This window comes from Paenibacillus oryziterrae (assembly GCF_042610485.1).
Classification (GTDB): Bacteria; Bacillota; Bacilli; order Paenibacillales; family Paenibacillaceae; genus Paenibacillus_AQ.
Genome location: NZ_JBGJZO010000019.1, coordinates 56,139 through 69,603 on the forward strand (window position 1 = coordinate 56,139; position 13,465 = coordinate 69,603).

Sequence of the window (13,465 nt, forward strand, 5' to 3'; positions counted from 1 at the left end):
CTGAACACGCAAAGAAGCGATTCCCCAGAAATAGGAGAGTCGCTTCTTTGTTTTCTTTTCATTCGTAAAATAGTCAATGAATCATGCCTATAGAGTAAACTTTGAAATACTTTCTTGCAGTTCCTGTGCAAGCTCCGATAATAAACGGGATGCGGCTGCAATTTCTTCTACGCTGGCTAATTGCTCTTGCGCCGAAGCAGACACATCATGGGTTCCTTCGGAGGAAGAGATGGTAATTGTATTAATATGCTCAAAGGCGATAACCAGCTCATGAGTCTCCTGAGACATTCCCTGTGAAGAGGTGGACACACCTTCCATTTGTTCATTGATTGCCTGGATAGAGGATTCGATCTCGACGAAGGACTGACCGGCCGTTTGTACGGCATCGATACCAAGTGAGACCTCTTTCTCTCCTTGAGTCACCATCATTATGGTCCGGTTCGTCTCCTGCTGAATGGAACTAATGACCTCGGAGACACGTTTTCCGGATTCAGCCGTTTTCTCAGCCAGCTTGCGGACTTCATCAGCCACCACTGCGAAACCTCTGCCATGTTCCCCGGCCCTGGCTGCTTCAATGGCTGCATTCAGTGAAAGCAGATTGGTTTGGTTAGCGATATCTGTAATGATTGCGATGATGTCGCCGATTTCTTTGGAGCTTTCACCCAAAGCGCGGACGACTTGTGAAACCTCACTTACATTTACAGATACAGCCGACATTTGGTGAATAGCCGTTTCAATAGCCTGTTTTCCTTCCGAGGCTAATCCAGATGCAGCATCTACTGATTCTTTAACATGAACGGAACGAACTGCGATGCTATTTGCTTCACTGTCCATTTTTTGTACAAGTGCCACACTGGCTTCAATACTGTTCACTTGCGTCTGTGCGCCTTCCGCCAATTTCTCAGTAATCATTGCTACGTGCTCTGTGGCTTGTCCCGTTTGTTCAGCGCTTGCTGTGAGTTCTTCCGAAGAGGCCGCAACCTGTTCCGCGTTTGAACCTACTTCCAGAATTAGATCCCTGAGATGGTTGCCCATGTTGTTAAAGGCCAAAGCCAATTGACCGATTTCATCTTTGTTCTTGATATCCACCAACGTATTTCTTAAGTCTCCTTGAGCGATTTGAGCAGCCATCTTTTGTAGCTTAAGAATAGGGTTTGAAATTGCTCTGCTGATCAGAACACTCGCTACAGAACCTAGTACTATGGCGGCAAAAGTCAATGTCAGAACGAGCACCTTAATGCCGGACACCTCATCGTATGTTGAATCAGCAGCCAACGTAAGCTCTTCCTCCTGTTGCTTCACAAACCGTTCAGCGGTACTGGTGAATTTGCTAAGTACAGGAGCCTGCTTTTTAATAATGTCCAGATATTCCTCGGTGCTATTCCGTTTCTTGGCATCGATGATCTGCATAGCTGTAGTAACATAACGATTATGCAGCAGATCAAGACCAGACAGAATTTGATGTTCATTACTTTCTAGTATGGATTGCAGCAGTGTTACAGTTGTGCTGAAATTCGCCTGTGCTTCTTCAAAAGAAGCAAGGTTGGCTTCATCGCCATTCACTAAATATCCATTCAGGCTGGAATTCTCTATTTCTACTGTTACCCGCAGATCCTTGATTAATTGGACAGATTCGGATTTATTTGAGAGCAGAAAAGTATAGGATTTGTTAACCTTGGAAAGGTAGGAGAAACTGCTGATAGCTACAATAAGCAGCAGAATCAGGACTAGGCCGAACCCGCCATAAAGTTTCTTTCTGATCGTAAAGTTACCCAAGAAGTTATTCATTTCGCTGCTGCCCCCTTATTGCCTTGCAGAATTCCTGTCGCGTCTGTTCTGATGTTTTTGGCACCTTGCTCAGGAGTTAGAGACCCGTCCACGACATGCTTAAGCGTTAATTGAAAAGCATTTTTTACCACGACTGATTTACCGGGGGCAGGCGGATCAATCGGGGCCGAATGGGACTTCAGAAATTCCAGCAGATCATATTGCTGTTTACCGGCTTCATCTACCTTTTTAGATAGATTATCTGCAATTACACTGGATACAGGCACTCCGCGTTCGCCCTTAAGAATATCATTTGCCTCTGCGTTATTCACGAAAAAATCAACGAATTTAACTGCTTCTTCAGCATGCTTCGAATAAGAAGATACAGCTAAGAACATTGAGGGTTTAATGAATCTGCCTTCGGCATCATCGGCACCTTGTGGAAGGGGAAGCATCTTGATGGTGTGACCGGTTAGTTTGCTCAGAACCGTCACGTTATTGCTGAACCCAAAGTAAAAGGCAGCTTGTCTTGTTACTATAGGATGATTCTCATCAACAGGTGCTTCCTGCAGGGAATCGCTCTTTAATAACCCTTCATCTGACCATTTTTTATATAGGGCCAAATAATCTGCCATAACCTGATCGTCTACATAGCCAAGCCCGTTGTTTGCCTTGTTATACATGGAGAAGCCCCGGGCTCTCAGATAGTAATTCACATTGAACATGTTCCCTAGGGGATAGAAATCCGGAGAATCAACAGAATCTTTTAATTGCACCAGTGCGGTGTGGAGCTCATCAATCGTATATTCCTGGGAAGGAACTGCAACGCCTGCTTCTTCAAATAGTTCAGGATCATACAACAGGGCTTCAGAATTCATGCCAATATTCATTGCATAGAGTTGATCGCCCTTCATTCCGGGTGCAAGCGTGGTTTTGGAAATATCAGAGGTATTGAGAACTGTATTCTTTATATAAGGATTGAGCGGTTCGATCAAATCCCGGTTAATATAGTCAAAAATAAATTCATAATCCATTTGCATAATATCAGCGGTATCCTCATCGGCTGTCTCTATGGCTAACTGAGTAGCCACATCGTCTTTGACCGAGTAATCCTCCGTTGTAATATGAACATTTGGATGTGACTTCTCATAAAGTTCGATTACTTTCAGCGTACTTTGTTTCCGCTGCTCCTTGCCCCACCAGATAAACTTCAGGTTAATTTCCTTATCTGTAGTTTTGTCTGTGGCCTCTTGGTTGGAGTTATTACAGCCCATAATCGTGGATAGCACTAAAAGGCTGATTACCCCCAATGCCCATTTTGCCAATTTCTTTCTAATCAATACATTCCCCGCCTTTTGTTGATAATTGTCGTAATTTAAAATAATTTGACTTTTTTACTTCCTTTTTGTATATCGGAATAGAGGGCTGCTTTTATGAACTGTATACATTAGACCGATAATAATTAAGTTATATGTAAAAAATAGTAAGGGGGATTAGATTTGAAAAAAATCTTGGGGATTTTTTACGTGCTAATTATTCTCGTCGTTACGCTGCAATACACTCCGGTATCTGCTGAAACCGTGGGTGGGCAAGGTGTAAATCTGAAGGAGCAATGGTCATTACCTTTTAACAGTTATTCCGAAATCGATTACGTGGGTACAGGACCGAGCGGACTGATGTATTTCTCTATACCAGTGTGGTCTAAGCCTCCTCGGAATGCGAAGGGGCAGTACTTACGACAAACTATTGTTGCGGTGAACCCTGATAAACGGGCGATTCAATGGAAATATCCGGTATACGGCGGGGCATTAATTGATCAGAAATTTTATATCGACAAAGACGGGAACCTGCATGGTGTGATTGACACGGGTCTGAAGCAATTCTCTAGAGATATGGATGTCTACTCCATTAGTCCTGAAGGTAAGCTGAACTGGAGAATTACTCTTGCTAACTATTTGGTGATATCCGGCAAGGTGAACGATAAACTGCTCGTTTATGATGATGTTTCAAATGTCTACGCTATTGACAGCAAAGGGAAGCTTGCCTGGAAGAGAGAGTTGAGTACAACCAAGGATCTAGCCAATAGTTCAATTAAACGTGTCCAAGGGAATGAATACGTACTCTTGAAGAGTAATGCGAAGGCTGAATCGCTATCACTAGATTTTCTTGATTGGAACATGAACAAGATAATGAGCTTCCCCACTAATAAAAATTGGAATGTAATACAAGTTGAGAAGCTTAACAGTGAACTAAACATTGCTAAAATCGTTGTCTCCCAGAGCAGCGTACTGCTTGTAGCCTTTGATAATAAAGGCAAACAGAAATGGACTAAAGCGATAGATTCCTCGATAGATACTGCGTATACACAGCCTGTACATGTATTAGACGGGAATCTTGTATTTACGACTGATTCAGGGTTTTATGCTATAAACTCCAGCGGTAAAGTACTCAACCACCTCGTGTTAAGCCCGATGAAAAATATTGGGTATAAATTAAGAGTGGATGATAAATACATAAGCATCTCTTCGGATTATGGATCGAATGGTCTGACGGTTGTAGACAGAGTAAGCTATAAGACCGTTTTTACTTTGCCCAATCCAATCAAATTTGAAGAAACACAAACTGACTATTATTATGATGATGCCTTTTTTGCAAACAATAAGTTGTACATGGTATCTGATTCCAAACTGATTCAATATAACCTGAACTAAATGCTGCAGTGCTCTCTGAATCTGAATCTTTTCTTGTTCAAGCCTTACGCTTGTCATGCCCGTCTGCATATTGCGGCCAAGTCCCTCATAGACATGTACTAATCAAGGCATTCAAAACAGGTTAAGGGGATGATGTCATGCGCCGGATAACATGGGTACTCGCAATCATTATGAGCGTTGCCCTGGTGTTGACGGGTTGCGGGAAAAAAGATTCCGCTTCCGTGGTCAAGGATTTGAATAATGTGGCCGACAAGTTGGAGAGCAAGCAGGGTGCTTATCAAGGTGCGGGAACGATGACTTTGTATACTGGTGAGCAGCCTCAGGAGTATAAGGTAGAGGTGTGGTACAAGAGCCCTTCGTATTACCGGATCAGCTTATCGAATGTGCAGAAGGATATCACCCAGATTGTCCTGCGCAACGATGATGGAGTGTTCGTACTGACACCTGCCCTGAACAAAAGCTTCCGCTTCCAGAGCGATTGGCCGGACAATCAAGGCCAGGTCTATTTGTACCAGACGCTAGTACGGGGAATTGTCTCCGACAACAACCGCCAGTTCGTGGCCGACAAGGACAGCTACATATTTGAAGTAGCGGCTAATTATCAGAGCAGTTCGCTTGTACGTCAAAAGATTTGGCTTGATAAAAAGTCCTATGCGCCTAAGCAGGTGCAAGTCTCGGATTCTGAGGCTAAAGTCATCGTGGATGTGAAATTTGAGAGCTTCAAGTTCGATGCGGAGTTCGCAGAAGGATCTTTTGATATGCAAAAGAATATGACCACCCAGTCGCCTTCCGAAAGTACGGTCGCCGAGGTGGATGAGAACGGTAACCCGGTAGTCTCTTCCGGAGATGAAGAGGGGGCTGGAGTACCGGTTGCTGCTGAGCTCGGAGATTTCGGAATTATCGAGCCGCTCTATGTTCCGGAGGGTGTACAGCTCAAGGATTCCCACAAGATGGAGAACAGTCAGGATCACGCGGCTCTTATCCGGTATGACGGGATTTATCAATATACCATTATGGAATCACGTCCTCTTGACCGCGCGGTGTCGCTCGCACCTGGAACACTGGTGGACCTAGGCTTCACTGCCGGCCTTCTAAGCGGAGACGAACAGTTGACCTTAACCTGGATGACGGAAGGAATGGAGTACCGGATTACAAGTTCCAATCTTCCAGTTGCGGAAATGATGCAAATTGCCGCTTCTATGGAGGGACAAACGGGTAAATAACCAATAGTAGGCGGATACTGCGCTAAGGTGGAAGCATTTCCTCTACTGCGTGGTATCCGTTTTTTTCTTTTTTTTCCAATGGAAAGGAGGTGGGTTTCTTCCAACATCGGGGATAGTTCTTCTTACATTGACAGTCGCCTTCGGTAGCATTACCATTACGTTTAAGACAGTGGTCTATTAGGGTGCTGCCTATTGCTTTACAATAACGTAAGAAGGTGACTAGAAGTGCAAGCAAGCTATCGACCGACAGTAGCCGAGATTAATCTGGATGATTTACGTGCCAACTACGAGGCTTTCCGTCAGGCATTACCGGCAGAAACGAAGTTTATGGCATGTGTCAAAGGAAATGCGTATGGCCATGGGGCAGTGGAAATTGCGCGTGAAATGGAATCACTGGGAGCGGACTATGTAAGCGTGGCTTTTTTGGATGAAGCATTGGAGCTGCGTCAGGCGGGAATACTACTTCCTATCCTGGTGATGGGATATACTTCACCTGAAGGCATAGCAGTGGCCTGGGAGAACAACGTCACCGTAACTTTATTCACACCGGAGGTATTGGAAGCGGTAAGAAATCTTCCTTTGGATCTCAACCATAGGCTTAAGGTGCACATCAAGATTGACAGCGGGATGGGACGGCTGGGATTGCTGCCAGCGGAAGCACCGGCTTTTATCGCTGAAGTGTATCGCACTGCGCAAGCGGAGCTGGAGGGAATGTTTACCCATTTTGCCAAAGCGGACGAAAAAGACAAAAGCTATACACTGGAGCAGCACCGACGGTTCACGGGCGTGGCGGAAGCACTTCGGGAACAGGAGATTCATCTCCCGATCATACATACGGGCAACAGCGCTACAGCCATAGATACACCTCATCTGTCCATCAATATGGTGCGTATAGGGATTAGTATATACGGATTGTACCCGTCAGCCGAGGTTAACCGGCAGCGGATCACCCTACGACCAGTATTGACGCTGAAGACGCAGGTGGCTTATATCAAAAGCCTGCCGCCCCACTGGGGCATCAGCTACGGTACGCGTTACGTCACGGAGAGTGAAGAAGTGATTGCAACGCTTCCGGTAGGATACGCAGATGGATATTCACGCATGCTAAGCGGCAAAGCTGAGGTGCTAATACGCGGACGCCGCGTTCCGGTCGTCGGTACAATCTGCATGGATCAGTGTATGGTATCACTCAAATCTTTCGCTGAAGAAGCGAAACAAATCAAAGCCGGCGAAGAGGTTGTGCTCATCGGAAGCCAATCGGGCGTGTCCATCACGGCAGACGAACTGGCATTCCAGCTTGGAACCATTCACTACGAAGTTATTTGCATGCTGGCTCACCGTGTACCGCGCGTATATGTTCGTGAAGGTACGCCACCACATTTAGTGAATGCCCTGCTAAAACTGTAATGTTCTTGTAATGAAGCAATAGGGAAAGTGTGCCAAAGAATACAGCTCGTAGACAACTATATGATGTATAGTCTATACGAACCACCATTTGTAGTTTATAATGGGATGCAGCATACTTGATATACTGACTGCATATATTCTTTGTATAAAATTCCTTGTATATTGCTACACTGAAAGACAAGGGCAGAAGGTTTGTGGGGGTGGAAGAGAAGGTGGCCAATTTGCAAAACACCAAAAGAATCATGATCAGCTTGCCCGATCATCTCTTGCAGGAAGTGGATGGAATCGTTCAACTGGAGAATTCCAACCGTAGTGAATTGATTAGGCAGGCCATGAAGTTGTACCTTAGTGAACGGAGGAAGAGATTTATCCGGGAATCCATGCAGCGTGGCTATATGGAAATGGCTAAGATCAACTTAACCATGGCGTGCGAGGCTTTTCTCGCGGAAGAAGATGCAGACAGTACTCTTGGCCGCTTAGTAAGCGGGGTGTAGACATTGATCGTTAAACGCGGCGACGTTTTTTTTGCCGACCTTTCCCCCGTAGTGGGGTCGGAACAGGGCGGAGTAAGGCCCGTTCTGGTTATCCAGAACGATATTGGCAATCGTTTCAGTCCGACGGTGATCGTGGCCGCAATAACGGCTCAGATCCAGAAAGCCAAGCTGCCTACCCATGTCGAAATTGATGCGGATTCTCACGGGTTTGACCGTGATTCCGTTATTTTGCTGGAGCAGGTTCGGACGATTGACAAGCAGCGCTTGACTGATAAAATCACCCACCTGGACGATGACACTATGCACAAAGTGGATGATGCACTTCAAATCAGTCTTGGTTTGATTGACTTTTAAGTATAAAGCAGCGGACCATAGATGAGTTCATGTTTGGGTGAAAAAGACGTACCGGTAGAGCATCCGGCACGTCTTTTTGCCGTTGCGGGATGGTTGGAATCCTGTTATGCGGGCTTGTATGCCGGAACTGGAAATCATCCGTTAGGTGCGTGCGAAGTAAAATATGGGCCGGGTGCCGCATTTTGGTGCCATGTGAAACTGTGATACTATTTGAAGTATGAATAAAATCGGTAAGCAGATACACGTAAAGAAAGAGGGATAAGATTGACCGTAGATAATAATACAGCTGCAGTAACTGATGAAGCAGCGGCTCAAAAGGAACAGGAAAATATTATTTTGGCCATTGCCAAAGAGCTGAGTATTAGTGCAAGGCAGGTACGGACAACGGCATCATTGCTGGACGAAGGCAACACGATTCCATTCATCGCCAGATACCGCAAGGAGATGACGGGAGAACTGGATGAAAACGCACTTCGCGATATTGAGGAGCGACTGGCATATCTGCGAAATCTGGGCGAACGCAAAAAGGACGTGATTCGCAGCATCGATGAGCAGGGTAAGCTGACCCCCGAGCTGCGCGAACAAATTGCCCGGGCAGTGAAGCTTCAGGAGGTTGAGGACCTGTACCGTCCTTACCGCCAGAAGCGGAAAACACGCGCGAGCGTTGCCAAAGAACGTGGGCTTGAACCGCTCGCGGATTGGATTATGGAGCAGAGACGTAACGGCAATGCCGAAGAAGAAGCTGCGAAATATTTGAATGCTGACAAGGGCGTTGAATCTGTTGAACAGGCGATTCAGGGAGCCATGGATATCATCGCGGAGAATATTGCAGATGATCCGGTGATTCGCTCTTGGGTGCGGGAATATACAGCCAGTCAAGGCATCCTGGTATCCGAAGCTAAAGATGCCGAGCAGGAAAGCGTTTATGAGAACTACTACAGCTACCGCGAGCCGGTTCATAAAATGCCCCCTCACCGTATTCTGGCGATTAACCGCGGAGAACGGGAGAACATCCTGAAGGTAGGCATTGAAATAGTGTCCGATAAAATCCATGGCTTTATCTCCAGAAAGGTTGTGAAGGGCACTTCTCCGGTCGGGCCGCTGCTCACCACTGTCATTGAAGATGCCTATAAACGGCTGATTGCGCCATCGGTAGAGCGGGAAGTGCGCGGTGAAATGACTGATCGGGGTGAGAATCAAGCGATATCGATCTTCTCGGGTAATCTGCGCAGTCTGCTGCTGCAACCACCGGTTAAAGGCCGATGTGTGCTGGGTGTCGATCCTGCCTACCGGACAGGCTGTAAGCTGGCGGTAGTGGATGATACCGGCAAGCTGCTTGAGGTTGCCGTGACTTACCCGACACCGCCGAATAATAAGAAACGCGAAGCGGCGGCGAAGTTCAAGGAGCTGATTGCCAAATACGGCATCCAGCTCATCGTAATCGGCAACGGCACCGGCTCGCGGGAGACGGAGCAGTTCACCGCCGAGGTTATTGCCGAGATCGGCGATCCGGAGCTGGCGTACCTCATTGTCAATGAGGCAGGAGCCAGCGTGTACTCCGCCTCCAAGCTGGCGCAGGAGGAGTTCCCGGATCTGGATGTCGCGGAGCGCAGTGCGGCATCGATTGCCCGCCGCGTTCAGGATCCGCTGGCGGAGCTGGTGAAGATTGACCCGAAGGCGATCGGCGTCGGGCAATACCAGCATGATGTTTCGCAGAAGCATCTGGAGGAAAGTCTGAAGGCCGTCGTGGAATCTGCGGTTAACCATGTCGGGGTCGATGTGAATACAGCTTCCCCATCACTGCTGTCGTATGTGGCAGGGGTAAATGCGACGATCGCCAAGAACATCGTGAAGTTCCGTGAAGAGAATGGTAAATTCACAACCCGCAAACAGCTCCAGAAGGTGCCGCGCCTAGGCGCTAAATCCTATGAGCAATGCATCGGGTTCCTGCGGATTCCCGGCGGGGAGAATGCGCTGGACCGGACGCCGATTCATCCGGAATCCTATCCGGTCGTGGATCGTTTGTTCCGGGAGCTGGGGCTCTCAGCCGCTTCGCTTGGTACGAAAGAATTCGCAACGCAGCTTGAGGTACAAAGCGCTGAGGAGCTTGCCGTGAAGCTGGATGTCGGCGTACCTACCTTGCGCGACATCCTGGAGAGCCTTCAGCGCCCGGGACGTGACCCGCGCGAAGAACTGCCGCTGCCGATCTTCCGCACCGATGTGCTGAAGATCGAGGATCTGGTTCCCGGTATGGAACTTCAGGGAACCGTCCGCAACGTTATCGACTTCGGCGCTTTCGTCGATATCGGGATCAAGAACGACGGGCTGGTGCATATCTCCCAGCTCAGCGGCAGCTTCGTGAAGCACCCGATGGATGTGGTCTCCATTGGAGACAACGTAACCGTATGGGTAATGGGCGTCGACCTTAAAAAAGGCCGCGTCAGCCTAACCATGCGCGCACCGCGCGGATAAGCGTATATACACGGGCGTGGTTATCTTAGGTGCCTAACCATGCGCCTGCTACGCAGATAAGCATAAATACCAAAGCCATCTACTTTGTTGCAAGAAGTAGATGGCTTTTTTATGTTTGATATTAGTTGGATATTAGTTCAGGTAAGATACCTCGGCGGCATTCTGAAGTAGCACAATGCAAATAAAGGGTATAGCCGCATGATATTGGATGGTAAGGAAGGTAACCATGTCTTTGTGCATTTCAGCGCCATTTCATCTGATCCTATTAGAAAAGCGCTGTTGTACTTTACAGCTAATTCAAGAAACTCTGTACCTCTCTGTTCCCGTCCTAATCCCATCTGTTGCATTTTGTGCAACAGAATGAGGAAGAAACAGGCGATTTTATATCTTCTGTTGCATTTAGTGCAATTGAATTTATAGGATACGGTGTTTTGAAGGAAATCTATTGCACAAAATACAATAGATTGATCAAAATAGAGTAACTCAGCACCAATCTACTGCACAACATGCAATAGATTGATTACTGGGCATTACCCGGTATATTCTATCGCACATAGTGAGGTTGCAGAATCAGCAGATTAACTTACAACACGGATCTTAGCTCCCTTATGTCATGAAAAATCTTCTTCCCGCTGTCCTCAGCGATGCGCACCATTTCATCGGCTCCCTTGGAAGGGCCGCCGATACGGAGGACGGCGTCGCAATGGGCCAGCAGACGGATGGAAGAGGGGTGGAAGATCTCATTGAATAGTTCATCCCCGGTCTCCTTGGATCCTGCCGTGTCCAATAAGGGCAGCGCATACCACTCGCCGAGCACTGGCAGGTGCCCAAGCCGGTATACCTGAAGGGCAGCATCGTTCATGGCCTTGAGGTTCTCTGCGATTTTGTCAGGATCGTCCCCGGTTCCCGAGCGGTATGGCCCGGCTACAAGAATATGCATAGAATCACATACCTCCGAATGCTCAATCATTCCATGAAGCTTCACATGCTGCAGCAGCATAATCGTCTTGGCATCCTTGATTTCCCCGGAGGAGACCATTTCCATCGCTCTAGCGAACGGAATCTCCAACACTTCTATGTTCTCCTGTTCCTCATCGAGTCCCCCGCCCCGTCCGGTTTTCATCTCGTCGGAATATTCAGCTACGAACAGATATAAGATCTCTGTAACTGAGCCGGGAGACATGTCTAACCATATCCAAGGACATGGGCTTTTTCCTGCTGCATAAGCCTTAACGGGATGCCGGAGGAGAGAAATATCATCTTGCTCAAAATAAGGAGGATTCTCTTATGAACCCGAATGTACGCATAAAATCCGTTGATTTATTATCCGACAACTGGTACACGCTGAGAAAGTACACCTTCGACTATCAGCGCAGTGACGGCACCTGGGAAGAGCAGCAGCGTGAAGCTTACGACCGCGGAAATGGTGCAGCCATCCTCCTCTATAACAAGCAGAAAAAGACTGTCGTGCTGACACGCCAATTCCGCCTCCCCTCCTATGTGAACGGGAATGAATCGGGAATGCTTATCGAGGCATGCGCCGGACTTCTTGACAAGGACAGCCCGGAAGAATGTATTAAGCGTGAAGCAGAGGAAGAAACCGGCTACCGCCTGTCGCAGATTCACAAGATCGGGGAAACCTAGCTTCCGGTCTCCGATACTTTGCGTTCTACGTAGGCCGTGAATCGCTCAAGCGTTTCACCCTGAAGCTTGATTCCGGCATTCATAGGTGTAGAGGTCATGTAGCGGATCAACGGTCCGGCTTCTGTGACGACTAAAGAATCCGGGTAGCGGACAAGTTCGACTTCCGGGAACCACGGACTCAGCAGCTCCGCACCGTTGTATAGATTGAACTGCTCAATCGTATCATCCAGTACACGTAGCTCCGGATCAAAAGCTCGCGCAAGCTCTTCCATCTCCGCCAGATGGCGGCTGCTCATTGTGGAGGCTAAGAAAGAACCGCTTCTCTGCAGCACGCGGGAGATCTCTGACAGCCCGAGCGGCAAATGATCAACATGGTACAGCATGTGGCCCGCGATGACGATATCGAATTCCTCCTCCGCAAAAGGCAACGCCTGCACATCAGCCTCCAGGAAGCGGAACCTTGCGGAATTCAACTCTACTGCTCCGCTTGGGAAGTTCTTAGAAGAACTGAGGGCTCTGGGCGAAGGAGTCTCAATCGGACCCATTGCATCTTTGGGGGAACTTTCAGAAGAAGAACGCAACGCGCTGCGGGCGTCTTCCAGCATACCGGCAGAAACATCAGCTAGCGTGACTTCAAAGTAAGCCGGAATCCGTTCCAGGTTTCGTGTCCACAAAGTGCCATCACCACACCCGATGTCGAGAATTCTACAGGGAGCAGCCACGGATTCCCGTCGTCCGGCTTCGGCCAGAACGTGATCAAAGAACCAAGTATGCCAGCCGATTGGATTAGTACTGAACCGGTCATACAGATGTATGCGTGACTGCAGACGGGTAGCGTTGCGGTACTGTTCACCCCAATCCTTCTCTGACCGGACAGTCTGTATGATCCGGGCAAGTTCTTCCCAGTCCGGGTTTTGGTGCTGCCGCTCCATATAAAGAATGGAGCTATCAATAGCCTTTGCCACGCTCTCCATATGCCGCATTTTTTGCCGGATGAGTTGCTGTTGCAGGTACAGGGAGCGCTGCAGATCCGTACTCTCTCCCTCATTTTCAAGAAGGGATTTCATTTCGTCCAAGGACAATCCGATGAACTTCAGCATTGAGATTTTCTGCAGTCTGGCCATATCACTTTCGTTATATAGACGTGTATCACCCTCGTACTGGGAGGGCTTCAGCAACCCAATCCGGTCATAATAACGGAGTGTCCGCACCGTCATTCCTGTGCGTCTTGCGATTTGCCCGGTGGTCCAGCCTATTGGCTTCATGTGTTCCCCCCTATAACGGATTACTGATGTTGATAAATTCAGTATATCAGGTGACGTAACGTCACCCACAAGCGCTGAATTATTATCATTCAGAAATAAGTTACAGCAAGAGTATCAAACGGAGAATG

At 47.9% G+C, this 13,465-nt stretch carries 12 protein-coding genes; 8 read left to right on the top strand and 4 right to left on the bottom strand.

The window, feature by feature from the left end; genetic code table 11:
* Positions 1-87: 87 nt before the first annotated feature.
* Both ACAN55_RS17820 and ACAN55_RS17825 read right to left on the bottom strand, forming a co-directional pair.
* Positions 88-1,788, bottom strand: a complete 1,701-nt coding sequence (locus ACAN55_RS17820) for a methyl-accepting chemotaxis protein (RefSeq protein ID WP_379135762.1) — start codon at positions 1,786-1,788, stop codon at positions 88-90.
* On the bottom strand, positions 1,785-3,107 hold the full coding sequence (locus tag ACAN55_RS17825; RefSeq protein ID WP_379135765.1) for an ABC transporter substrate-binding protein: 1,323 nt from the start codon (positions 3,105-3,107) through the stop codon (positions 1,785-1,787). The genes ACAN55_RS17820 and ACAN55_RS17825 overlap by 4 nt, the downstream gene beginning before the upstream one ends.
* Before the next feature lie 159 nt (positions 3,108-3,266).
* Between ACAN55_RS17825 and ACAN55_RS17830 the strand changes: the two genes are divergently transcribed.
* The 7 genes from ACAN55_RS17830 to ACAN55_RS17860 all read left to right on the top strand — a co-directional run bounded on the left by ACAN55_RS17830 (position 3,267) and on the right by ACAN55_RS17860 (position 10,428).
* Positions 3,267-4,478, top strand: coding sequence for an outer membrane protein assembly factor BamB family protein (locus ACAN55_RS17830; protein WP_379135768.1), 1,212 nt, complete (start codon positions 3,267-3,269; stop codon positions 4,476-4,478).
* Between the two features lie 137 nt (positions 4,479-4,615).
* Positions 4,616-5,701, top strand: a complete 1,086-nt coding sequence (locus tag ACAN55_RS17835; protein ID WP_379135770.1) for a LolA family protein — start codon at positions 4,616-4,618, stop codon at positions 5,699-5,701.
* 225 nt (positions 5,702-5,926) lie between these two features.
* Positions 5,927-7,108, top strand: coding sequence for an alanine racemase (gene alr / locus ACAN55_RS17840; protein WP_379135772.1), 1,182 nt, complete (start codon positions 5,927-5,929; stop codon positions 7,106-7,108).
* Between the two features lie 212 nt (positions 7,109-7,320).
* Positions 7,321-7,602 carry a CopG family ribbon-helix-helix protein gene (locus tag ACAN55_RS17845; protein ID WP_036653428.1) on the top strand — a complete coding sequence of 94 codons (282 nt, stop codon included), beginning with the start codon at positions 7,321-7,323 and terminating at the stop codon, positions 7,600-7,602.
* Positions 7,603-7,605: 3 nt separating this feature from the next.
* Positions 7,606-7,956 carry a type II toxin-antitoxin system PemK/MazF family toxin gene (locus ACAN55_RS17850; RefSeq protein ID WP_379135775.1) on the top strand — a complete coding sequence of 117 codons (351 nt, stop codon included), beginning with the start codon at positions 7,606-7,608 and terminating at the stop codon, positions 7,954-7,956.
* 21 nt (positions 7,957-7,977) lie between these two features.
* Positions 7,978-8,160, top strand: a complete 183-nt coding sequence (locus ACAN55_RS17855; protein ID WP_379135778.1) for a hypothetical protein — start codon at positions 7,978-7,980, stop codon at positions 8,158-8,160.
* Positions 8,161-8,286: 126 nt separating this feature from the next.
* A complete protein-coding gene (locus ACAN55_RS17860) occupies positions 8,287-10,428 on the top strand; it encodes a Tex family protein (RefSeq protein WP_379135836.1) in 2,142 nt (713 codons plus the stop codon).
* A gap of 583 nt (positions 10,429-11,011) precedes the next feature.
* On the opposite strand, the gene ACAN55_RS17865 is transcribed toward ACAN55_RS17860, so the two are convergent.
* Positions 11,012-11,611 carry an NUDIX hydrolase gene (locus tag ACAN55_RS17865; protein WP_379135781.1) on the bottom strand — a complete coding sequence of 200 codons (600 nt, stop codon included), beginning with the start codon at positions 11,609-11,611 and terminating at the stop codon, positions 11,012-11,014.
* Positions 11,612-11,715: 104 nt separating this feature from the next.
* Here ACAN55_RS17865 and ACAN55_RS17870 point away from each other — a divergent pair, with 104 nt between their 5' ends.
* Positions 11,716-12,072: an NUDIX domain-containing protein gene (locus ACAN55_RS17870; RefSeq protein ID WP_379135784.1), complete on the top strand. Its 357-nt coding sequence runs from the start codon at positions 11,716-11,718 to the stop codon at positions 12,070-12,072.
* Here the strand turns inward: ACAN55_RS17870 and ACAN55_RS17875 are convergent.
* The gene (locus ACAN55_RS17875; RefSeq protein ID WP_379135786.1) at positions 12,069-13,337 is read right to left on the bottom strand and encodes a MerR family transcriptional regulator; all 1,269 of its coding nucleotides are present in this window, start codon (positions 13,335-13,337) and stop codon (positions 12,069-12,071) included. The genes ACAN55_RS17870 and ACAN55_RS17875 overlap by 4 nt on opposite strands.
* Positions 13,338-13,465 lie beyond the last annotated feature (128 nt).